The 22,590-nt window shown below is 49.7% G+C and carries 18 protein-coding genes; 5 read left to right on the top strand and 13 right to left on the bottom strand.

The window, feature by feature from the left end; genetic code table 11:
* Positions 1 to 495: 495 nt before the first annotated feature.
* Positions 496 to 2,463 carry a lysine--tRNA ligase gene (lysS, locus tag OIM03_03785; protein ID HJI73399.1) on the bottom strand — a complete coding sequence of 656 codons (1,968 nt, stop codon included), beginning with the start codon at positions 2,461 to 2,463 and terminating at the stop codon, positions 496 to 498.
* Between the two features lie 40 nt (positions 2,464 to 2,503).
* A complete protein-coding gene (gene greA, locus OIM03_03780; protein ID HJI73398.1) occupies positions 2,504 to 2,977 on the bottom strand; it encodes a transcription elongation factor GreA in 474 nt (157 codons plus the stop codon).
* 1,672 nt (positions 2,978 to 4,649) lie between these two features.
* On the opposite strand from greA, the gene potE reads away from it, so the two are divergent.
* On the top strand, positions 4,650 to 5,987 hold the full coding sequence (gene potE / locus OIM03_03775; protein ID HJI73397.1) for a putrescine-ornithine antiporter: 1,338 nt from the start codon (positions 4,650 to 4,652) through the stop codon (positions 5,985 to 5,987).
* A 135-nt stretch (positions 5,988 to 6,122) separates the two neighbouring features.
* Here the strand turns inward: potE and OIM03_03770 are convergent, their stop codons facing one another.
* The 3 genes from OIM03_03770 to fsa all read right to left on the bottom strand — a co-directional run bounded on the left by OIM03_03770 (position 6,123) and on the right by fsa (position 9,580).
* Positions 6,123 to 7,157, bottom strand: a complete 1,035-nt coding sequence (locus OIM03_03770) for a uroporphyrinogen decarboxylase (protein ID HJI73396.1) — start codon at positions 7,155 to 7,157, stop codon at positions 6,123 to 6,125.
* A gap of 10 nt (positions 7,158 to 7,167) precedes the next feature.
* Entirely contained in the window at positions 7,168 to 8,784 is a 1,617-nt protein-coding gene (locus OIM03_03765) for a gamma-glutamyltransferase family protein (GenBank protein HJI73395.1), read from the bottom strand.
* A gap of 148 nt (positions 8,785 to 8,932) precedes the next feature.
* Entirely contained in the window at positions 8,933 to 9,580 is a 648-nt protein-coding gene (fsa, locus tag OIM03_03760; protein ID HJI73394.1) for a fructose-6-phosphate aldolase, read from the bottom strand.
* A gap of 575 nt (positions 9,581 to 10,155) precedes the next feature.
* Here fsa and OIM03_03755 point away from each other — a divergent pair.
* Both OIM03_03755 and OIM03_03750 read left to right on the top strand, forming a co-directional pair.
* Positions 10,156 to 10,428 carry a LysR family transcriptional regulator gene (locus OIM03_03755; GenBank protein ID HJI73393.1) on the top strand — a complete coding sequence of 91 codons (273 nt, stop codon included), beginning with the start codon at positions 10,156 to 10,158 and terminating at the stop codon, positions 10,426 to 10,428.
* Positions 10,429 to 10,443: 15 nt separating this feature from the next.
* A complete protein-coding gene (locus OIM03_03750; protein HJI73392.1) occupies positions 10,444 to 11,070 on the top strand; it encodes a LysR substrate-binding domain-containing protein in 627 nt (208 codons plus the stop codon).
* A gap of 389 nt (positions 11,071 to 11,459) precedes the next feature.
* Here OIM03_03750 and OIM03_03745 read toward each other — a convergent pair whose 3' ends face one another.
* The 7 genes from OIM03_03745 to OIM03_03715 form a co-directional block, all read right to left on the bottom strand.
* Positions 11,460 to 12,593, bottom strand: a complete 1,134-nt coding sequence (locus tag OIM03_03745; GenBank protein ID HJI73391.1) for a sodium ion-translocating decarboxylase subunit beta — start codon at positions 12,591 to 12,593, stop codon at positions 11,460 to 11,462.
* A gap of 4 nt (positions 12,594 to 12,597) precedes the next feature.
* On the bottom strand, positions 12,598 to 12,750 hold the full coding sequence (locus tag OIM03_03740; GenBank protein ID HJI73390.1) for a hypothetical protein: 153 nt from the start codon (positions 12,748 to 12,750) through the stop codon (positions 12,598 to 12,600).
* Position 12,751: 1 nt separating this feature from the next.
* On the bottom strand, positions 12,752 to 13,201 hold the full coding sequence (locus OIM03_03735) for a hypothetical protein (protein ID HJI73389.1): 450 nt from the start codon (positions 13,199 to 13,201) through the stop codon (positions 12,752 to 12,754).
* Positions 13,202 to 13,622: 421 nt separating this feature from the next.
* A complete protein-coding gene (locus OIM03_03730) occupies positions 13,623 to 14,456 on the bottom strand; it encodes a formate/nitrite transporter family protein (GenBank protein HJI73388.1) in 834 nt (277 codons plus the stop codon).
* A gap of 200 nt (positions 14,457 to 14,656) precedes the next feature.
* Positions 14,657 to 16,084 carry an argininosuccinate lyase gene (gene argH / locus OIM03_03725; protein ID HJI73387.1) on the bottom strand — a complete coding sequence of 476 codons (1,428 nt, stop codon included), beginning with the start codon at positions 16,082 to 16,084 and terminating at the stop codon, positions 14,657 to 14,659.
* Positions 16,081 to 17,334 carry an argininosuccinate synthase gene (locus OIM03_03720; protein ID HJI73386.1) on the bottom strand — a complete coding sequence of 418 codons (1,254 nt, stop codon included), beginning with the start codon at positions 17,332 to 17,334 and terminating at the stop codon, positions 16,081 to 16,083. Before OIM03_03720 ends, argH begins: the two co-directional genes overlap by 4 nt.
* Before the next feature lie 324 nt (positions 17,335 to 17,658).
* Entirely contained in the window at positions 17,659 to 18,336 is a 678-nt protein-coding gene (locus OIM03_03715; GenBank protein ID HJI73385.1) for a class I SAM-dependent methyltransferase, read from the bottom strand.
* Positions 18,337 to 18,924: 588 nt separating this feature from the next.
* Here OIM03_03715 and OIM03_03710 point away from each other — a divergent pair.
* A complete protein-coding gene (locus tag OIM03_03710; GenBank protein HJI73384.1) occupies positions 18,925 to 19,998 on the top strand; it encodes a hypothetical protein in 1,074 nt (357 codons plus the stop codon).
* Positions 19,995 to 21,515: a diguanylate cyclase gene (locus OIM03_03705; protein ID HJI73383.1), complete on the top strand. Its 1,521-nt coding sequence runs from the start codon at positions 19,995 to 19,997 to the stop codon at positions 21,513 to 21,515. Before OIM03_03710 ends, OIM03_03705 begins: the two co-directional genes overlap by 4 nt.
* Before the next feature lie 217 nt (positions 21,516 to 21,732).
* Here the strand turns inward: OIM03_03705 and speE are convergent, their stop codons facing one another.
* A complete protein-coding gene (speE, locus tag OIM03_03700) occupies positions 21,733 to 22,590 on the bottom strand; it encodes a polyamine aminopropyltransferase (GenBank protein HJI73382.1) in 858 nt (285 codons plus the stop codon).

Below are 22,590 nucleotides of genomic sequence, written 5' to 3'. Positions count from 1 at the left end.
GATTTAAAAATTCTCTTCCAAGATTTTCCCCCGAAAATCCGAAGAGACATGACCTTATACGCTTATTTTATCAAAAATATACATGCACGTCATTATTATGACGATTTATTTAAAATTTTAAATAAATCTGCACAAAAAGCAGGTCCTTTCGTATAAGCATGAATGTAAAAACGCACCGTATCTTGCAGTATGTAGGTTTGTGGACGGAGGGATGAGGAAATGGAAAGAGGAGACCATACAACTTCAGCTCTGCTGCGCGGTAATCAACCCTGTCTGGCCCTTTTAGAAAATGAACCCCTTTCGGCGCATGCGCACCACTTTCCCCTAACGGGGTCAGCTAAACCTCACTCCGCTCGACGAAATGCTGCATCCGTCGGCTCCGCCGACACCTTCCCTTCCAGGGCAAGGTTAAGACCGGCCTACGGCCCTTCTTCCTTTATTTCGCAATGAAAAAAAGCGTCTTTCCATTTCTGGAAAGAACGCTTTTTTTGTTGATTAGTAGAGTTTTGCGCCTGCCGGGATGTGGTTGTCGACCATGAGGAGGTGGAGTTTTTCTTCGCCTTCTTCTTCATGGATAGCAGAGAGGAGCATGCCGCAGGAGTCGATGCCCATCATGGATCTCGGTGGCAGGTTGACGATCGCGATGAGGGTCTTGCCTACGAGTTCTTCCGGTTCATAGAATGCATGAATGCCGGAGAGGATGATGCGGTCGGTGCCTGTGCCGTCGTCGAGGACGAATTTCAGGAGTTTCTTGGATTTCTTGACGGCTTCGCAGCTCTTGACTTTGACTGCTCTGAAGTCGGATTTGCTGAATGTATCAAAGTCTACGTAGTCTGTGAAGAGTGGTTCTACTTTGACTTTGGAGAAGTCGATTTCGCTGTTCGGCTTGAAGAATCCGTCGTTGCCACTTTCTGCCATGGCAGCTTCTTCAGCAGCTTTCGCATTTGCTTTTTCCTGTGCGGTTTCCGGTTTCATTGCCGGGAAGAGGATGATGTCGCGGATGCTGGAGGAGTCGGTCATGAGCATAAAGAGACGATCAAGGCCGATGCCGAGGCCGCCTGTAGGAGGCATGCCGTATTCGAGAGCGGTAAGGAAGTCTTCATCGATCGGATGAGCTTCGTCGTCGCCGTGTGCTCTTTCTTCTACCTGCATTTCGAAACGTTTTCTCTGATCGATCGGATCGTTTAATTCGGAGAAGCCGTTTGCGAGTTCACGTCCGTAGATGTAGGATTCGAAGCGGATGGTGTATCTCGGATCTTTCGGATCGAGTTTGGAAAGCGGGGATACTTCGATCGGGTGTTCAGTGATGTGAACTGGCTGGATCAGCTTTGCTTCTACGTATTCGTCGAAGCAAGCGGAGAGGATCTTGCCGAATCCGTCGAATTCGCCGTATTCTACATGGAGTTTGTCAGCGATCTTGCGAGCGTCTTCGATGGTTTCGCATGCATCGAAGTCTTCACCTGTGTATTTCTTGACAGCGCCAGCCATGGTGAGTCTTGGCCACGGGCCTTTGACGTCGATTTCGGTGCCTTCATAGGTGAATTTGGTTGTGCCGTAGGATGCGAGTGCGCAGGCTTCGACGATTTCTTCCGTCTGTTTAATGACGTCTTCGATGTCGCCGTATGCCTGGTATGTTTCGATGGCAGTGAATTCCGGGTTGTGACGGGTATCCATGCCTTCGTTTCTGAAGTTTCTGGTGATTTCGAAAATTCTTTCATAGCCGCCCACGAGGAGTCTCTTCAGGTAGAGTTCCGGTGCAATGCGCAGGTACATGGTCATGTCGAGTGCATTGAAATGGGTGGTGAATGGCTTTGCGTTTGCGCCGCCATAGAGTGGCTGGAGAACCGGGGTTTCGACTTCGAGGAATCCGTGGTCGGTGTACCATTTGCGGATAGCTGCCATCATGGCTGCTCTCTTGACGAATGTGGTGCGGACTTCAGGATTGACCATGAGGTCGAGGTATCTCTGGCGATAACGCTGTTCCTTGTCGGTCAGGCCGTGCCATTTTTCCGGCAGCGGACGGAGGGATTTGGACAGCATGGTGAAGTGGTGTACACGGACGGTGAGTTCACCGGTATGTGTGGTGAATACGACGCCTTCGATGCCAAGGATATCGCCCATGTCGACGAGTTTCCAGAGGTCCCATTCCTTTTCGGAGAGGACGTCTTTTCTGAAGTATAACTGGATGTCGCCTGTCTGGTCGCGGAGGACTGCGAATGCTGCCTTGCCTGCGCCGCGGCGGATCATGATGCGGCCGGCGATGCGGACCGTGGTTTCATTCTTTTCAAGTTCTTCTGCGTTTGCACGGATATCAGCTGCATGGTGGTCCCATTCAAACTTTTCACCGTATGGTTCAACGCCAAGAGCACGAATCTTGTCCAGCTTCTCACGGCGAATGATCATCTGGTCATTCAGCTTCGGGCCGCTGGTCTGTACGTTCTTGTTCTGATTATTCTCTGCCATTAGAAATTCCTTTCAACTAGTATATTTCTTCATCAGGATCTTAGTCGTCGATGCTGATGACTTTGTACTTGATTACGCTGTTCGGAGCGTCTGCTTCAACGATGTCTCCGGCTTTAGCGCCTACGAGGGCACAGCCTACCGGGGATTCATTGGAAATGCGGCCTTCGAATGGGTTGGATTCAGCGCTGCCGACGATGGTAACGGTTTCTTTTACGTGTTCTTCCATATCTTCGATGGTAACGGTAGAACCAACGTCAATGCGGTTCTTCTTGCCTTTGACGATGATCTGAGCGGTACGGATCTGCTGTTCCAACTGAACGATACGGCCTTCCAGGAATGCCTGGGCATTCTTTGCTTCATCATATTCGGAGTTTTCCGAAAGGTCGCCCATTGCAATGGCTTCCTTCAAACGCTGGGCTACTTCCGCACGTTTCGTGGTGCGAAGGTCTTCCAGCTCCTTCTGCATCTTTTCAAGGCCTTCTTTGGTAATCAGGGTCTTCTGCATTTCTGCCATGACAATTTGCCTCTTTTCTTAAGTATTTCTTAAACACAAACAAGACACCCTGCGTAAGGGCATATTTCATAGTATATAGCACAATAAAAAGTCATGTCAATGGAAATCGGGAAATATCGCCGTAAGGTTTCAAAAGTCTTTGAAATTCTTTATATATAAGGATATATATTATTAATATATTTAGTACCTTATAGAGAAGGATGGAAATTTGGGAGGAGCAGTGCGTGTTAAAAATGCTCTTTCAATTTGAGAATAGAATCTTGCTTTCAGGAATTCTATGGGATGGAGGGAGAGAACCAGGAAATGAAAAACATTGTGCAGATCAAAACCATATAACCAAGGCTGCGCCTTGCAGGAAATCAACCCTCTTATTAGAAACTGCACCCCTTTCGGCCATTATGGAAATAACACAAACATTTCTGTGATTTCATATGTAATCATTGGTATAATGGCCACTTCCCCCGAAGGAGGCAGCCTCGCAAGGAATAAAAGAAAGAGCTCAGCTCTGATTTGTTTCGGACCTTTCGTACCCCATCCCATACGCCCTTCCCCGTCTGGGAAGGCAAGTTTAAACCATACAACAGGCTTGCAGCCTGGGAGATGAACCTCTTCAGGCGCATGCGCGCTAGCTCCCCCTAAGGGGCGAGCTCTGACACCCTTAAACTAAGGCTAACGCCTTGAGGGAAATAAAAATCGTACAACCCAAGTCTGCCTCTCTCCTCCCTTTTGCTTCTTTTTTGGCCGATTTTATGGGACTGGCGGGGATCTTGGGTGGCTGACGGTCAATTTTGGGTCGGTGAGTACCCTTAAATTTCCTGAATTTCCTGTGAATTTCCGGGATAGATATGGATAGAGGATGATGGCGTGCGTTTTCCTTCGTTTTTCATTTTATTGATTTCCTGTTTTCTTACGATTTTTCTCTCTGTAAAAAGTGGGGATTTCTTCGAGGCAGACTAGGAAATCCTTATATAAAATAATTCTTTACCTACGATACCAAAAAAACTTTTATTCTCATTTTATCTTCTTTTTTCTCATTTAAAATTTGAAATTTTGCCCTGTGGGGTTATTTGGGGGCATTTCGGGCGTTTTCAGGCGCTGAGGGGCCAAATGGATTTTAGGCAATATACAACTTTCTGTATTTTTATTTTCTATATTGCATAATTATTTACATATAGATACTATGGAATTTGAGGGTAAAAGCTGAGATGCGCCATAATATGGGCATTTTGGGATTTTCTGCATTTCTATGTCGTAAAAATGGATACATATTGATTTATAATGCCAATCCATGCCAATCCGTGATGGCTAGCGTTTTCTTCCATTTTCCTCGTTTTTCCTTCAAAGTTCTCAAAAGTCCATGGTACTTCGTGTTCAAAAATTTTACAAAAAAGTTTTAAAAAAGGTCTTGTCATACTCTTTCATCTGTGTTATATTTCAGTAAATAAAAATTCACCGCGCCCTGCAGAAGTGCAGTAGAGCAGCGCCTGGCGGTCTGCGTCAGATGGTTTTCTTTTTCACCCTGTTTCTTTCACCATAACGAAAGCAAATGGGGTTCATGCATGCCTTGATGATTTCACGACAGCATCATCCGGTTCATTCCGGGACAACTTTTTCCCCCTGTCAGAGGGTTCCCTCTGATTATGGAAGCAACAAAAGAAAGAAGGGAACAACCTTGTCTAAGAGCAAAAAAATGGGAGTCGTCCAGTTAACGACAGTCACTGCCATCAACATGATGGGTTCCGGTATTATTCTTCTTCCAGCTACGCTGGCTGAAATCGGGACGGTCTCTATTTTCGCATGGATTCTTGCCTCCATCGGTGCAACTATTCTCGCTTACGCTTTCTCTAAGTGCGGGATGTACACGAAAAAGGTAGGAGGCATGGGCGGTTATGCAGAATACCGCTTCGGGAGAGCCGGCAATTTTCTCTCCAACTTCTGCTACACGATTTCTCTGATCATCGCCAACGTTGCTATCGCAAGCGGCGTTGTCAGCTACGGTTCTTATGTTTTCGGTTTCAACCTTGATCCGGTTGAAGTCTGCCTGGCTACGATCGGCGTCCTTCTGGCCGCTGCTACGATCAGCCTCGTAGGACCTAAGAATTTCGGCAAGTTCTCCACTCTGGGCGTTATGTGCGTCGTAACCCCGGTCATCGGCCTGCTTTTCGCCGGTGCATTCTTCTTCAGCCCTGACGTCTATGTACAGGCTTGGAACCCGGGAGATCTTCCTTTCTACGAAACAATGAAGCAATCCATCGCAGTTATCCTCTGGGCTTTCCTTGGTCTTGAAACTGCATGCGCTAACTCCGACACTGTTGAAAATCCGGAAAAGGATGTTCCGATCGCTGTTCTCGCAGGCACACTGCTCGCAGGCGCTTGCTACACCACTTCCACCGCTATCATCGGCGGCCTCGTTCCTTACACTGAACTGATGAATGCCAATGCTCCTTTCGGCCTTGCATACGCTACCATGTTCGGACCAACCGCAGGCTACATTGTTTCCTGCATGCTCGTCTGCTCCTGCTTCGTATCCCTGACCGCTTGGCAGTTCACCGTTTCTGAAGTAGCTAGAGAAGCATCCTCCATCGGACTCTTCCCGAAGTTCCTTTCCACTGTAAACCGTTTCCGTTCTCCATATGCAGCTATCGGTACTCTGGTAGCTATCCAGATTGTCATGACTCTCTCCACCATGAGCCCGACCCTGCTTAAGCAGTTCAACGTACTCATCAACCTGGCCGTCATGATCAACCTGATTCCTTACCTCCTGGCTATGGCAGCTGTCGCCGATCTCCAGAAGGTAGAAAAGATTCCGCATGACAAAGCAAAACTTGCCAACATGGCAGCTATCGTAGGCGGCATCTACAGTGTATACGCAGTATACGGCTGCGGCTGGTCTGTCATCATGGAAGGCGCTTTCGTAACAGCTATGGGTCTCCTGATTTACTTCATCGTTTCCCCAAAGCTCCGCTACAGCGCTCCGCGTATGGAAACCTATCCGCCAATCAAGAAATAATTGAATGTGAAAATCTCCGCAGAAATGCGGAGATTTTTTTTGTGCCAGGTAACCTTCTTATTGAATATCCCAACGCAAGAACGGCCGTGCCAAAGCATCTGCATTTGGCACGGCCGTTTCATTTTCCCTTCCCCTTTATTTCATCTTGGGTTTCGGGAACATTTTCTCTTCTATTTCTTCTTTTGCTTTTCTGACGAAGGAGAGCATTTCACGGTCCAGTGGGTAGCGGATGACGCAGCCCGGAGATACGATGATTCTTCTTCCTCCTGTCTGGCGAAGGGTTTCGTAGATCTGTCTTTCTATTTCGTTCTTATGGCCTTCTGTGATGTCCATGCGTTCGAGGCCTGCCATGAGGCATTTGCCTGTCAGGAGGGCTGCTTCTCCGATTTCCGGGAGGGATTCCCATGCGTGCCAGTTGAAGATCTGGACGGGGTATTTCCTTAAGAGCGGGAACATGATGTCCGGGCCGTGGGCGTGGAGGACGTTGCACCAGCCGGAGGAGGCGGAGAGGACGGCAAGGTCATAAGGCATGCCGTATTCTTTGTAGAAGGACTCCTCTGTCTTGGCATAGGAAGAGAGCTGTGTGGCGAAAAAGATGCCGTCAGCGCCCATTTCGATGACGCGCTGAACAAGTGCGCATGTCGTCTCGGTAATGGCTGTGAGGGCCTTTTTTACGCGTTCTCCGTGGCCTTCCTGAATGTGCTTCATCATGTCCGGGCAGACCTTGGATGCTGTGGTGAGCGGGCTGAAGATGGTGAATACGACGGGGACTTCTCCCTGTGTCTTATCAAGGAGGAGGCGCAGGTATTTCTGCTCGCGGGCCAGGGCGCCCTCGTTGACGGAGACGGATGTGACTTTTTCCCAGTCTTCGGGAGTCTTGACGGGCGTGTCGACGATCTTGGCTACGCCGCCTTTTTCTATGTCGGAGTAGTCGACTTTGACGCCGAAGTCTTCGACGCTGTACATGCCGTTGTTCATGGTTTTCAGGATGTCCACGTCGTAGGTCTTGTAGAAATCATAGGTATGTTCTGCATTGGCCACGGGATCGAGATCGATGCCGGGCAGGTGCGACCAGAGGGAGTAAGGAATGCGGTCGACATGTTCACCAAGGATGGCGGCTTCGATGCGTTCTTTCTTCGTCATGGGTTTCAGGATTTTCTTCTTTTTCATAATGCCTCCTTTACCAGGCAGCGACGGTGCCGTCGGCTCTTGGTTCTGTAGCGCCCATAAGGACGCCTTCTTCATTTCTCCAGATCATTTCTCCGCGTCCGAAGCCCTGCAGGTCATCTTTGATGATGATATCGTGACCGCGTTTCCGGAGCTGTTCTATGAGGTATGGATCAAAACCTCTTTCGACCTGGAATGATTTCCCGCCGACCCACTGCCAGCGCGGGCAGTCGAGGGCTTCCTGCGGGTTCATTCTGAAGTCGAGGGTATTTGTGATGACTTGCAGATGGCCCTGCGGCTGCATGAAGCCTCCCATGACGCCAAAGGGTCCGACGGCTCTTCCCTCTTTCGTGAGGAAGCCGGGGATGATCGTATGGTAGGTGCGTTTCCTCGGTGCGAGGCAATTGTCATGGTTTTCATCCAGGCTGAAGTTGGCGCCTCTGTCCTGGAGGGCAATGCCGGTCCCCGGGATGACGATGCCGCTTCCAAAGTAATTGTAGTTGCTCTGGATATAGGAAACCATATTTCCTTCGCCGTCTGCCGTGGAAAGGTAAACGGTGCCTCCGCATCTGGGATCGCCGGCTTCGGGTTCCAGTGCCGTTTCTCCGATGAGGGATCTTCTCTCCTCGGCATAGCGGTCAGAGAGGAGTTCTTCCACCGTCCTTGTCATGCAGGATGGCTCGGTGATGTATTTCTTGCCGTCCGCATAGGCAAGCTTCATGGCTTCGAACTGGCGGTGCAGTGTCTCTACGGTGTCTCTTTCCGTGAAATCGTATCCTTTCAGGATATTGAGCGCCATCAGCGGCACGATGCCGTGGCCGTTCGGCGGAAGCTCCCATACGTCATAGCCTCTGTAATTGATGCTGACGGGATCGACCCATTCAGGATTCCATGCGGAGAGGTCTTCTTTCCTGAGGTACCCGCCGGTCTCCCTTGCAAAGGCATCGATGATGTCAGCAATGCGTCCTGCATAGAGGGCGGCTGTCTCGGATTCTGCGATTTCTTCCAGTGTATCGGCATGGTCCTTCAGGCGGACGATTTCACCCGGGCGCGGCGCTCTTCCTGCATTCAGGAAGGTATCGAACCAGCCTGAAAAGGCAGGATCTTCTGCATAGACGGAAAGTGCCTTCCTCTCCTGTTCCCATTCGTGGGCAACAAAAGGTGAAACGGCATAGCCGTACCTGGCGTAACCAATAGCCGGTTCGAAGAGTTTCCTGAAAGGAAGACGCCCGAATCGGCGGGAGAGTTCTCTCCATGCGGCAGGCGCGCCCGGCACGGTGACGGGAAGCCAGCCGCGGATCGGCATTTCCGTGTGTCCCATGCCTCTTACGATATCGGCACTGATGGCGCCAGGAGCAAAGCCGCTGCTGTTTAATCCATAGAGATGATCCTTCATCCAGATGATGGCAAAAGCATCACTTCCGATGCCATTGGAAACCGGTTCTACGACGGTAAGGCAGATGGCTGTCGCAATCGCTGCGTCGACGGCATTGCCGCCGGCTTTCAGCATGTCCATGCCTGCGCCGGCCGCGAGCTGGGATGCCGTAGCGACCATGCCGCGGTTTCCGAAGACGACGCTTCTTCTGGACGGATAGCGGTAGCGCTGCCCGAGATTAAAGTTTATATTCATGATTCCTCCCCTGATTTGCGGACTGGCCGCGTATTTCCCTCGAAAATACTGGGATTCTTTTTCTATTATACTTCATCGATGCACCCTTCCCCAACCCGTTTAGGGCAATAAAAAAAGACCCCTGTTGAGGAGCCTTTTTCTATTATTTTTATTTCATGTTGGCAGCAGCCCAGTCAGCTTTGAAGCGTGCAATGCCGTTGTCTGTCAGCGGGTGTTTCATGGCATCCATGAGTACCTGGAACGGAACGGTAGCAATGTCAGCACCTGCGAGTGCGCACTGGGAGATGTGCTGCGGCTTTCTGATGGAAGCAGCAATGATCTTTGTATCGATGTCGTGGATTTCGAAGATTTCAGAGATGGTCTGAATGAGTTCCACACCGTCCCAGCCGATGTCGTCGATGCGGCCTACGAACGGGCTGACGAAGGATGCGCCTGCGCGTGCTGCAAGCAGTGCCTGGTTAGCGGAGAAGACGAGGGTGACGTTTGTACGGATGCCAAGCTTCTTCAGACCTTTGACGGCTTTCATGCCTTCCGGGGTCATCGGTACTTTGACAACTACATGCGGATCAAGGCCTGCGAGGACCTGACCTTCTGCGATCATTCCTTCTGCGTCATCAGCGAGCACTTCAGCGGAAATAGGGCCGTCCACGATGGAGGCGATTTCCTTAATGACTGCATGGAAGTCCTTTCCTTCCTTGGCGATCAGGGACGGGTTCGTCGTTACGCCGGAAATGAATCCCATGTCATTGGCTTTGCGAATGGCTTCGACATCAGCGGTATCAATAAAAAATTCCATTTCTTTCTCCTTTTATCTTTATAATATATTCAGCATGTATTCCATTTTTGCACTGATTCAGCGGAATGTCAATAATAAAAGGAATGCATGTAAAAATAGCATACTAGAAACAGGATTTCATCCAGGGCGATATAGGAGGAAATGCCGCAAAATACAGTGTTTTCCGGCATTTCTCAGGATAAGGGAGCAAGACCTCCATTTCCCTTCCATGATGAAAAGACAAGCGTATACATTATGAGACGCAGGGAAAATCCCCTTCAGGGGCGTTCTCATCCTTTTTTCATCTATAAAATGCGATGGGACGCCGTGAGAAGCGTATTTCTCGCCTGTTTTCCCTTATTCATCCATATATGGCGGAATTCATAGTCAAATGAATCGATTCATTGATGGATATCGTTTCGAATCGAGGAAATTTCATCAACTTGACGTGCAAGTAATAAATCTGCATGATAGTTGACTTATAATGCATATAAGACCTTATTCATTGATTATTGATAGATAAACAGGTATAATTAGGGACAAAGTAATCAGATGCCTTTTTTATTCATTTCCATACCTGAACCTAGGAGGGTCCCATGAAATTAACACTCCTCGCTCTGAGCTATTTCCAGAAAACCGCTGAGCTGCAGCACCTGACGAAAGCTGCAGAGGCGCTTCATATTTCACAGCCGTCCCTCTCCCACACGATCAAAGTGCTCGAGACCGAGCTGGGCGTGCCGCTTTTCTCCAGAAGTGGGCGCAATATCGTCCTCACGCGTTATGGTGAAATCCTTCTCCGCCACACGAACCGCATCATGCAGGAACTGAATGGCGCACAGAAGGAACTGGCCGATACGAAGGAAGCATAGAAGCTGACCGTCACGATCTCGCTTTTTGCCGCTTCCATGATCATCCCGGCCTTCCTCACCCGTTTCCGTCAGGAACATCCGGATATCCGCTTCGAAATCCTGCAGCAGCATAACAAGCCGGGCCAGACGAATCAGACGCACGTCGACCTCTCTCTTTCTTCTTCGATCAATCCGATCGAGAATGACCATTCCGTCACGCTCCTGAAGGAAGATATTATGCTGGCTATGCCTGATACCGATCCGCATGCCAAGAGACCATCCGTCAATCTGGACGAATTCGAAAAGGCAGGCTTCATCTCTTTGGAAGCAGGCGCAAGCCTTCGTACGATCACGGACTTCTACTGCCGTATGGCAGGCTTCGTCCCCCATGTCGTCCTTGAAAGCGACAGCCCGACGACAGTCCGCGAATTCATCCGCGCAGGCCTCGGCGTTTCCTTCGCTCCGAGAATCACCTGGCACGGCGTAGGCGGCGACCATGTAGCACTCGTCCCGATTGCTTCCCCGAACTGCCAGAGATATATTTCCCTCTCCTGGAAGAAGGGCGAAAAACTCTCTCCGCCAGCTGAACTGCTGAAGAATTACATCAAGGAAAACTTCTCTGACTTCGCCAGAGAATACGCAGGCCTTCCGCCGAAAAGATAATTAACTATAAAAGGATGTGAATGATCAGTCGTCATTCACATCCTTTTTTGTGCGGGGATATGGGATTTGTGTTATTGGAAAAACGCAAAACCTCGCTAATACGAGAGGGTGATTAAAAACCATACAACCAGCCTGCGGCTGTCGGAAATCAACCCTATCCACCGCGTCCCGCGGTCCCCCTTCCCCATCTGGGAAGGCGAGTATAGCGGTGCTTCGCTCGTGCTAGTGGAAGACTTTTGGATTCGGCGCTTACGGATACTGTCAGCTGCACCTGCACGCCCCTCCCCATTTCCTTTAGGAAATAAAAAAAAGATGTGAAATCTGGTATCGGGATTTCACATCTTTTTTATGCCAAGCTGGCGGGAAGACCAGCATTTACAGCCTTAGAATCAGCCTCCGAGGAGTGCGAGCATGATACCGCCGGAAATAGCTGTACCAAATACGCCTGCCAGGTTCGGGCCCATAGCGTGCATCAGAAGGAATACGCTTCTGGATTCTCTCTGGCCAACGAGGTGGGATACACGAGCTGCGATCGGAACGGAAGCGATGCCTGCGGAACCGATGAGCGGGTTGATCTTGCCGTGGGAGAGTTTGCACATGATCTTAGCGCAAACTACGCCGGATGCTGTGCCGAATGCAAATGCAACGAGACCGAGGAAAATGATGAGGACTGTCTTGTAGGTCAGGAAGGTTCCTGCTGCCATCGTGGAACCGATTGCAACGGTCAGAACCATAGTTACGATGTTGAGGAGTGTGTTGGATGCTGTTTCAGCCAGTTTTGTAACAACGAGGCATTCACGAAGCAGGTTGCCGAGCATGAGCATGGTGATCAGCGGAGCAACTGGCGGCAGGAAAATGTTAACGATGACGCCGATAACGATCGGGAATGCAATCTTTTCAAGACGGGATACATAACGCGGCTGTTTCATAATGATCTTTCTTTCGTCAGAGTTGGTGAGCAGCTTCATGATTGGCGGCTGGATGAGAGGCATCAGTGCCATGTAGGAGTATGCTGCAACGGAAATCTGCGGAAGAAGATGTGGAGCCAGTTTCATGGTGGTGTAGATAGCCATCGGGCCGTCTGCGCCACCGATGATGCCGATGGAAGCAGCTTCGCCAAGGTTGAAGCCGAGGCAGTTAGCGCCGATCAGGGCAACGAAGATGCCGAGGTGGGCAGCTGCGCCAAGAATAACAAGGCTCGGGTTTGCAATCATAGGACCAAAGTCAGTCATTGCACCTACGCCCAGGAAAATGAGCGGAGGAAGAATCAGCTGTTCTACGCCCTGATACGCAAAATAGAAAAGGCCACCAGGATCAGTCAGGGAAGAACCGCCAGCGTTGACGACGATACAGGAGAAGCCGATGCCGACCAGAAGGAATGGTTCGTACTTCTTTACAATACCCAGGTAAAGCAGGACGCATCCTGCGGTAATCATAATGAGATTTCCAAGAGTCAGGCCCAGGAGGTCTGTCTGATGAAGAAGTTCTGTGAGGAGAGCTGCTAAAAGCTGACCCATATCCATGTTATTAGTCTCTCCTTTCTTTTACTTCGCCGATCTTGTTAAGAAGCGGGAAGAAGTGGAGGATTACTCCGATAAATGAGATGAATACGAATGAAAGAACGAAGTCGATAGCGGAGAGAAGGAGTGCACCTTCCAGCGTATCTGGAATCATTGTCATATTAGTTCATCTCCTTTATCTGTTCATTTGCCTGACGGATCATGAGAAGACGTGCTCTTTCTTCAACTTTCTTCAGTACGTCTTCTTTCAGGACAATGGCACGTCTGTGTGTGCCGTGAGCGATTTCACCCTGTTCATCCCATGCTTTGATGTCGAGTGTTACGTCGTGATCAGTGATGGCAATGATAGCAGCATGTACGGTAACGGTCATGCCGATGCTTGTCGGAGCTGTATGAACGAAGCTGACGCCCAAGCTGATGGATGCATAGTCATCCGGGAGGTACGGATCGATAGCTTCGATGGAAGCATCGAGTGCCCAGTGAATCAGACGAGGGGTAGAAAGAAGTCCCTTGAAATCGTTTTCGTAGTTATCAGCGCAGTCGGACTGCTGAACAACTCTGCGGGCAATGGCATTCTGGCCAACGGCTAAGAAATCTTCCAAATTAATCATAGTAATTCCCTTTCCACATTTTCTGTGTAACAACCTTGAGGAGCTTCACTCCCCGGCTTTTAAAAGAAACGTTTCTCTTGAATTCGCCCTGAGTATACCCCATAAATTATATTGTGAATAATACATGTTTTTCTTTAAATTCATGCATTAGAGTCTATAATATAGACTACGACTCATGAGTTTTATTGCATGAATTTTACAATTTTGACCTTGTCAAGACCCGATTTTATCGCATTTTTACGATTTTTTATTTATAACATGTATGTTTGCAAATTAAATTCCTCGATAGGTCTTATATAAAATAATTTGTTCCGTAACTTTTTAAAATTTCTCTCTTATCTAATAGATGCATAAAAGGGACACGTTCGTATTCGCTGAACGCATCCCTTTTTATGTTTTCTTTTATGTTTATTTTTATCTTTTATTCATGTCCGAATTTGACCTGCGCAGAGACAAGGAGTGTAAATATGCCTGTACCGCCTATGATGTTTCCAAGTCCTGTCGGTATGAGGAAACGGAAGAAGTAGTCTGAAACGGAAGAAGCGCCTGTCAGGACGGCATAGGCTGCCTCCCCTGACCCGACGACGACATGCGCGAATCCCCCGATGGCGATGAAGTAGGTAAAGGTCAGTATAGTGAAGAAGGAAAATCCTCTGGACATCGGCAGCATCCAGACGATCGCCGCGATGAGCATGCCGGCAGGTATGCCGCGGAAGATGTTCTCCCCTGCCGAGAAGTGCATGACGTGGCCGGCCACGATACCAAGCGATGTCGATATTTCATTTCCTGCAAAGTATGGCGAGGTCATGAAGAGCGCAGCAATGAAGGTGCCGACCATGTTCGATCCGAGGACGATCGCCCAGAGGCGCAGGATCCGCATGAGCCTGTACCAGGACGGATGCTCCCAGAGCGGGATGACAGCCGTGATCGTGTGCTCGGTAAAGAGCTGCAGGCGGCCCAGGATTACAATGAGGAAGCCTGTCGTGTAGCCGATGCCGCTGATGGCATCCGCATAGGGCGCAGTTCCTGCATACATGGCAAGGACAGCGCGGAAGTAAAAGGAGAAGGAGACCATGATTCCGGCTGCCAGCGCGGAGAAGAAGAGCGGCCCGGAATGGCGCTCGAGTTCCTTCTCCCCATCGTGGCGGATGATCTCGAAAAGCAGCTTGGACGACAGCTTTTCGTATTCTTCGACGGTGACTTTGGTCTTCGATTTCTCGTATTCTTTATCAAAATCTTCTTTGAGTATCGTCATACATTTCCCCCGATCTGGTTCTTTCTTTATTTTATATACATATATTATACCAAGAAGCAGGATTTCATAACAACTTTTTTCGATATGATTTTAATATGAATACTGCCTGAATCCGCATAAAAAACAGAAAAAGCTCCCCTCTTCGGAGAGCCTTTCCCGTGTGAAATTGTCTATACCAGGCGGAATGCCGTGGTTTCGTCTTAGTCCAGGAAAGCCATTTCTTCCTTCCAGGATGCGGAGGCTTCCTTCATCTTGGCGATGGTTTCGGAGGCATGGGCTTCCTGTCTTTCGATGGACTTGCGTCCGGTGCCGCCGTAGCTTTCACGGAGGTTGACGCAGTTTTCGATTTTCAGTGCTTCCAGGATGTCTTCCTCAAAGAGAGGGCTCATGGATTTGAATTCGTCCATGGTGAGATCCAGAAGGTACTTGTGGTGTTCGATGCAGTAATGGACGGCGCTGCCGACAACAGCATGAGCCTGGCGGAAAGGAAGTCCTTTCTTGGCAAGGTAGTCTGCCATGTCGGTGGCATTCGAGAAGTCGTGTTCAAGGGCTTCACGGGTCTTGTCGCCATTGACGGTCATGGTGGAAATCATGCCGGCATAGATGTCGAGGGCAAAGTAGAGCGTGTCGATGGCATCGAATACGCCTTCCTTGTCTTCCTGCATGTCCTTGTCATAGGCAAGCGGAAGTCCCTTCATGACAGTGAGAAGGCCGATGAGATGCCCGTAGACACGGCCTGTCTTTCCGCGGATGAGTTCGCACATGTCCGGATTTTTCTTCTGGGGCATGATGGAGCTTCCTGTGGAATAGCCGTCGTCGAGTTCGATGAACTGGAATTCGCTGGTGCTCCAGTAAATGAATTCTTCAGACAGGCGGGACAGGTGCATGGCGCAGATGGACGTGAAGGACAGGAACTGCAGGAGGTAGTCTCTGTCAGAGACGGCGTCCAGGCTGTTTCCATAGACAGAGGAGAAATGGAGGTCCTCTGCTTCTTCGAGCGGATTGGTGTCATAGGTCGTGCCCGCCAGAGCGCATGCTCCGATCGGGGACATGTCGCAGGCTTCGTAGCAGTCTTCGAGGCGTTTGAAGTCTCTTTCGAGCATCGCAAAGTATGCGAGCATGTGGTGCGCGAAGTAGACAGGCTGCGCACGCTGCATATGGGTATATCCCGGGATGATGACGTCCTTGTACTTGACGGCAGCTGCGAGGAGTGCGCTCTCGACAGCGATGAGCTTTTCAGAGAGACGGCCGATCTGGCGCTTCATGTACATATGGAGATCCAGGGCGCACTGGTCGTTTCTGGACCTTGCGGTGTGAAGGCGGGCACCGGCATCGCCGATGTCGTCCGTCAGCCGCTTTTCGATATTCATATGGATATCTTCGAGTTCGATGGAGAAGTCAAACTGTCCCTCATCGATCTGTTTCTTGATTTTCTTGAGGCCCGCTGTGATTTTTCCCTGATCTTCAGCGGAGATGATGCCGTGAGCGGCCAGCATTTTCGCATGGGCGATCGATCCGGCGATATCTTCCCTGTACATCCGGCAGTCGTAGGAAATGGAGGCGTTGAAATCCAGCGCATTCTTTTCCTCGGCTTTCGTGAAGCGGCCTCCCCACATCATTTCACTCATTTTTCATTCTTCTCCTTCATCAGGGCTCTGATGGTGAGCGGAAGTCCGAAGAGGTTGATGAAGCCTTCTGCATCAGCCTGGTTGTAAACGTCGTCTTCACCAAAGGTTACGAATTCTTCGTTGTAGAGGGAGTACGGGCTTGTTGCGCCTGCGCTCATGATGTTGCCTTTGTAGAGACGGAGTTTGACAGTACCGGTGACAGTTTCAGAGGTCTTGTCGGCAAATGCCTGCAGTGCTTCACGGAGCGGTGCAAACCACATGCCGTCGTATACGAGTTCGCTGTATTTGACAGCTGCGACTTCCTTGAAGTGGAAGGTAGCGCGGTCAAGGCAGAGTCTTTCGAGTTCGGTGTGTGCGTAGAAGAGGATGGAGCCGCATGGGTTTTCATAAACGCCACGGGATTTCATGCCTACGAGTCTGTTTTCAACGAGGTCGTTGATGCCTACGCCGTTCTTGGCACCGATAGCATTCAGTGTGTTGACGAGTTCAACGCCGTCCATCTTCTTGCCATTGACAGCAACCGGTACGCCTGCTTCGAAGTCGATGGAAACGAATTCCGGCTTGTCAGGAGCGTCTTCCGGATCGCAGGTGACGAGGTACATATCCTTGTGAGGAGCGTTTGCCGGATTTTCCAGGTCGTCGCCTTCATGGGACAGGTGCCACATGTTCCAGTCCATGGAGTACGGATATTTCTGGGCAGCCTTTTCTTCGTCGGACTGCTTTTCATCGTACTTGTCGATCGGCACGCCATGTTCTTCAGCGTACTTCATTTCATCTTCTCTGGATTTCATGTCCCAGATTCTCCATGGAGCGATGATTTTCATATGCGGAGCGAGTGCTTTGATGGTCAGTTCGAAACGGACCTGGTCATTGCCCTTGCCGGTAGCGCCGTGGCAGATAGCGTCAGCGCCGTACTTCTTGGCCATGTCGACGAGGCATTTGCCGATGAGCGGACGAGCGAAGGAGGTGCCCAGGAGGTACTTGCCTTCATAGATGCCGTCAGCTTTCAGTACGTTGTAAGCGTATTCTTCGATGAATTCTTTTCTTACGTCGAGGGTTTCAGCAGCGGATGCACCGGATTTCAGTGCTTTTTCATGAATGGCATCGAAGTCTTCCGGCTGCCCGAGGTTTACGGTGCAGGCAATAACTTCGCAGCCATAATTTTCTTTCAGCCACGGAATGATAACGGATGTATCCAGTCCACCGGAATAAGCAAGAACTACTTTTTTAACGCCATTGATATCTGTCATAATGATGACCGCCTTTCCAAATAAGTAATAGACAATTTCTCAAGCCCTTCACGGGGGCTTTTCTGAAGATGAAATAATTATACAACGCAATGTATAATTACGCAATAGGCAAAACTGTATTTTTTTCAACTTTTTTGGAATTTTCTGCATATATTTTGGAAATAAGTCGTATTTATCGAATAAAGTTGCATACATATTTTGTAAATTCCTAAAACCTCCATATGCACATTATGCAGTATATTACGTATAAACGATGATTCAGGGCAAAAAAAAGAGAGCCTTGGAACAGTCTCGTCCATAAGCTCTCTTATATGACTTTTTCTTTTATTCTTTCTTCTTGGACCCCGCAGCGATAGCGACACCGATCAGCGCAAGGATGCCTGCCATGATGGCAATCTTTCCGTAGGATGCCGGTTCCTTGAGGAGGAGTCTCTTCCTGACGGCGTCAAGCTTGGTCATCGGCTTCACAGCCGTAAGAGCGAGGGCTCCCAGTTTGTAATCGGTATCCAGGTCGCGGAAACCTGCATTCAGGAAAAGTTCTTCGAGTTCTTCCTGATGGAAAATCTTCATGCCCGGGATGATCTTCTCGTAGATGTCATCGAGGGGGCAGGTGCCGCCTTTGGAATTGACGGCAAGGAAAATGCCGCCCGGCTTCAGTACGCGGAGAATTTCCCTGACGCATTCATCCGGATTCTTCCAGAAGTACATCGTTTCTGATGCCATGACAAGATCGAAGCGGTTGTCTCCGAAAGGGAGAATGTCCGCCGTTCCTTCATAGACGTCACAGCGTCCGTCCGCAATGGCTTCGCGGTTCAGTGCAAAGGACAGGGATACCGCTGTCTCGGACGGGTCGATGCCTGTCACATGGCCTTTCGGTGCTGCGCGGAGAAGGCGCTGGATGTTCCTGCCTCCGCCGCATCCGATATCCAGGATGTCAGCATCGTCATGGATTTCCACATGGGACAGTCCCCAGCGTGACAAGGGAATTGTCATCAAATTCATGCCTTTGTACATTGCTTTCACTGCTTTTTCCCTTAAACAGGGACAATTGAGTTTCGTCAGGGACTCCATCATTACCGCCTCCGTTTTATACAACAGCCTTTGAACCTTTTCTATATTATATCGCCTCTATGGTCGCTGAGACAATGGTACTCTTTTTGAAATCCTGCACTTTCCGCTTTCTGACTCTTGCTCCCCTTCCTTTTCCTCCAGTCTGTTACAGGACAAATAGCAGTTTTAGTATATACCCCGCATCTATATTTTCACTGGCCCCTTCCTGCGCAGTTTTCCCTTCGAATGGTCCAAAAGCTTCTGAAAATCAAATTTCCTGTTTTTGCGAAATTCTCCTGAAATCCACCATTTTCCTTCATTTTGCGATACTTTTCATTTTCCCCTTTTATCGCCCCTCCGCTGCTTTTTCATCCATTTTTACCTTTTGTAAAATATAAATTAAATATAAAAGAGTTATTAAAATAATTTTACACTTATAATGAATCATGATAAAATTAGGGTAGATACATATACGAAGAACGAGCCGGCATCCGCAGGTCTACGGGTTCTTCGGATTCTTTACTGCAAGAAGGATCTCATATGTCTATCAATATATCTATTCCTACCATACTGCAGGTCAGCCTGGAATTCTGGGGATGCATCATTTCCCTCATCATCGCTCTCCTGACGACGCATAGGATCCCTGAACATGACAAGCCGGGGAAACGTCTCTGGCTTCTGCTCCTGACGAATGTGCTGACGATTTCATGCGACAGCCTCTCCTGCCTTTACCGCGGGGATGAATCGGAGCTTGGCATCTGGATTTCGCAGTCGGCCAATATTGCTGTCTATGTCCTGATGCTTGTTTTTGCTGTGGAATTCACGTACTATCTCCATGCCCGTCTCAGAGTCCGTTCCGCCGCCTGGCTCTATTTCAATGAAATTCTGGCAGTCATCGGCCTTGTGCTCCTTGGCGTGACGCAGTTCACGGGGTTCTTCTATTTCTACGACGTGCACAATAACTACCTGAGAGGCCCTGGATTCCTCTGTTTCTATGGTATCCTTGCCATCATTTACGGGCACTGCCTTTTCAAAATCCATCAGCGCCGTGACCGTATCATCAAGGAAGACAGGTACTGCCTGGCAGCTGTTTTCGGCGTGCTCATCATTTCCGGCATCCTTCAGCTTGCCTTCACGTCCTTTGCGTCTATCAATATCGGCGCAACGATCGGCACCATGATTCTTTACCTCTGGCATTTCTTCAAGGTACAGGATCTTGAAAGCGACCGTGATCTGCGCTTTGCCCTGACAGAACAGAAACGGACCATCAAGGCGCTCGAGGAATCGCAGTCCCAGGAACGCAGGACGCAGGAAAAGCTTGCCAAATACAAGGGCATTTTCAAGAAACAGCAGGACGACCATCAGAAAGCGCTCGAAGCGCTGGACCGTTCCGAAGCCAAGACGAAGGAAACGCAGAAAGCACTTGAAGAAGCGCAGTATAAAGAACTCAAGACAAAGCATGACCTCGATAAGGAACAGGACAGCCACAAGAAAACGATGGAAGCGCTGGACCGCTCTGAATCCAGGCAGAAAGAAACACAGCAGGCACTCGATGAAGCAAGGAGCCGGCTGGAGGATCTCAATGCCGGCGAAAGCGGAAAGGAGAGCCTATGAAACAGCTGCAAAAGCACTTGATCATCATACTGGTCATGGGCATCATGCTCGCAGCGGCTCTGATTGGCGGCATCTCCACTTTCACATTCCGCGAAATCAGCAGCAATGATAACCGCGCGATTATGAAGTCCATCCAGCAGACGGATATGGAAGAGCTGAATGATACGCTGCGTGTAACGGCGCAGACGGTCAATGCACTGACCGCCAGCTATGCGGACATCGTCCCTGACGACCTTTCCCTCCTGAAGGATCCTGCATTCCTCTCCGCTTACGAAGACAAGACGGAAAATCTTGGCTACCATCTTCTCTCTGAGAATTTCAAGATTGCTTCCCTCTACTACCGCTTAAGCCCGGAACTCACGGACAACCCGCAGGCAGGCTACAATGTAGCGCGCTCGGCAGACGGGATCAGCGTCCTCAAACTGACGCCGGTCAATCTGCATAAATTTGAAGAAGACGACATGAACCATGTAGGCTGGTACTATGTGCCGGTTTCCCGCAAGGAACCGACCTGGCTTCCTCCTTACTACAATACGATGATGGGCGGCCAGTGTATTTCCTATGTCCGTCCGATTTACAAGGGCGATACCCTGATCGGCATCGTCGGCGCAGATATCGACTTCGATGAATTCTGCAAACGCATCAATAACATGACGGCGTATGAATCAGGCTTTGCCGTTCTCTTCGGCCCCAGAGGGGATCTCCTCTTTGACGGCAACCGTTCTGTCCATATCCCGCAGGAAACGATTGAAAAGATCATGGATCCTACCCGTGACAGCCTGTCGACAAGCTACATGGATCACCAGAACCGCGTCTTCGTGGAAAGCAGCCAGATCAAAAACGGCATGCGTCTGGCCATTCTTGTCCCTGAAGCGGAACTGAACTACAAGCAGGATGTCATGACGTACACGATATTCCTTCTGACGGCAGCGATTTCCGCTATCCTGATTCTCACGATGACGAGTATTCTCCGCCGCATTTTCAAGATGTCCCATACCGATACGCTGACAGGCGCCGGCAATAGTTCTTCCTATATCGAACGCATCACGGAAATCGGGGACAAGATCAACGAAGGCACCGCTATCTTCTCTGTCATGGTCTTCGACGTCAACAACCTTAAGCATGTCAATGACACGCAGGGCCATGCAGCAGGCGACTACCTCATCCGCAACGGTTACCAGCTCCTGACGGAGGAATTCCCGCGCTCGGAAATCTACCGTATCGGCGGCGATGAATTTGTCATCATCATGGAAAACAAGCTCTCCGATCTCTGCGGCGAAATGATCCGCGGATTCCGTCAGAGGATGAGGGACCACTCCGAATCTTACCGCGAGCTTCCGGGCCAGGTCGTCCTCGCAGCCGGCATGGCAAGCTATGTGCCCGGCACGGACAACAGCTACATGGATGTCTTCCAGAGAGCGGATGAGGAAATGTACAAGAACAAATCCGAATTCTATGACCATCATCCTGAAATGGAAAGGCGAGGCATATCTCCGGAAGAAACGAGATGGCATTAAGGGATAAATGATTCAAATTTCACCAAAAACGCCCTTCCTTGGGGGTCGGGACTTCCCTCCCGACCTCCTTTATTTTGCGCGAATACAGGACGGAAAAGGTGCCTTTAAATGCGTTTTGGGGAAATGGCGGCCTATTTCCCTTTTGAAAAATTCCAGCAAAAAAGAGACTGCAGAAATGCTCATTGGCACTTTTACAGTCTCTTTTACTTACTAATATTTAGAAGCTCAGGTTTCCTTTGTAGAGGAGTTCCTTGATGAAGTTTGGCAGGACGAAGCAGCTCTTCTGGATCGTTCTGTTGTAGTACTTCATCGGCTGCGGAACCGGACGTCTTACGCCGGTGCGGAGCGGATCATGCACCTTGGATGCAAGCATGAAGGAATGCATGCAGGCCGGATAGATCGGCACGTGGGAGTAGTACATCCTGACAATCGGGAATACGTCTCCCATGGCCTTGTAGACGTCATGGACGGTCTTTTGCTGCACGATCGGGGACTCGGTCTGCTGGACGATGAGTCCGTCTTCGCGGAGGGCTTCATGGGCACTCTTGTAGAATTCGCGGGTGAAAAGGCCTTCACCGGGTCCGATCGGATCGGAGCAGTCGATGATGATGACATCATAGAAGTCCTTGACAGATTTCGCAAAGGCGATGCCGTCTCCTACATGGACATGAAGCTTTTCCGGCGGATCAAGAAGTGCGGATGCGATGGTCGGGAAGTATTCCTTGGAGAGTTCAATGACGCGGCCGTCGATGTCGCAGAGGTCGACCTGCTTGACGCAGTCGTGACGGCAGACTTCTCTGGCTACGCCGCCGTCACCGCCGCCGATGATGAGTACTCTTTCCGGATTCGGGTGCAGCATGAGCGGCACGTGGGAGATCATCTCGTGGTATGTCCATTCATCTTTGACGGACGTCTGGAAAACGCCGTCAAGAATGAGCAGGCGGCCGTATTCGAGGGTATCAGCAATCTGAATCTTCTGGTACGGTGTCTGTTCTTCATGGAGCATTTTTGTGATTTTCAGTGTGAGACCAAGGTTTTCATTGGCCCATTCGGTGACGTATTGTTTCTCTTCCAT

This window comes from Veillonellaceae bacterium (assembly GCA_025992895.1).
GTDB lineage: Bacteria > Bacillota > Negativicutes > Veillonellales > Dialisteraceae > Dialister.
Note: the sequence above shows the minus strand (reverse complement) of the source record. Positions and strands in the feature narration are given on the sequence as shown.

Coding starts and splice junctions, on each gene's coding strand:
- lysS (HJI73399.1), bottom strand. CDS start 2,463: ATGGCAGAGAATAATCAGAACAAGAACGTACAGACCAGCGGCCCGAAG.
- greA (HJI73398.1), bottom strand. CDS start 2,977: ATGGCAGAAATGCAGAAGACCCTGATTACCAAAGAAGGCCTTGAAAAG.
- OIM03_03770 (HJI73396.1), bottom strand. CDS start 7,157: ATGAAAAAGAAGAAAATCCTGAAACCCATGACGAAGAAAGAACGCATC.
- OIM03_03765 (HJI73395.1), bottom strand. CDS start 8,784: ATGAATATAAACTTTAATCTCGGGCAGCGCTACCGCTATCCGTCCAGA.
- fsa (HJI73394.1), bottom strand. CDS start 9,580: ATGGAATTTTTTATTGATACCGCTGATGTCGAAGCCATTCGCAAAGCC.
- OIM03_03755 (HJI73393.1), top strand. CDS start 10,156: ATGAAATTAACACTCCTCGCTCTGAGCTATTTCCAGAAAACCGCTGAG.
- OIM03_03745 (HJI73391.1), bottom strand. CDS start 12,593: ATGGATATGGGTCAGCTTTTAGCAGCTCTCCTCACAGAACTTCTTCAT.
- OIM03_03740 (HJI73390.1), bottom strand. CDS start 12,750: ATGACAATGATTCCAGATACGCTGGAAGGTGCACTCCTTCTCTCCGCT.
- OIM03_03735 (HJI73389.1), bottom strand. CDS start 13,201: ATGATTAATTTGGAAGATTTCTTAGCCGTTGGCCAGAATGCCATTGCC.
- OIM03_03730 (HJI73388.1), bottom strand. CDS start 14,456: ATGACGATACTCAAAGAAGATTTTGATAAAGAATACGAGAAATCGAAG.
- argH (HJI73387.1), bottom strand. CDS start 16,084: ATGAGTGAAATGATGTGGGGAGGCCGCTTCACGAAAGCCGAGGAAAAG.
- OIM03_03720 (HJI73386.1), bottom strand. CDS start 17,334: ATGACAGATATCAATGGCGTTAAAAAAGTAGTTCTTGCTTATTCCGGT.
- OIM03_03715 (HJI73385.1), bottom strand. CDS start 18,336: ATGAATTTGATGACAATTCCCTTGTCACGCTGGGGACTGTCCCATGTG.
- OIM03_03710 (HJI73384.1), top strand. CDS start 18,925: ATGTCTATCAATATATCTATTCCTACCATACTGCAGGTCAGCCTGGAA.
- OIM03_03705 (HJI73383.1), top strand. CDS start 19,995: ATGAAACAGCTGCAAAAGCACTTGATCATCATACTGGTCATGGGCATC.
- speE (HJI73382.1), bottom strand. CDS start 22,590: ATGGAAGAGAAACAATACGTCACCGAATGGGCCAATGAAAACCTTGGT.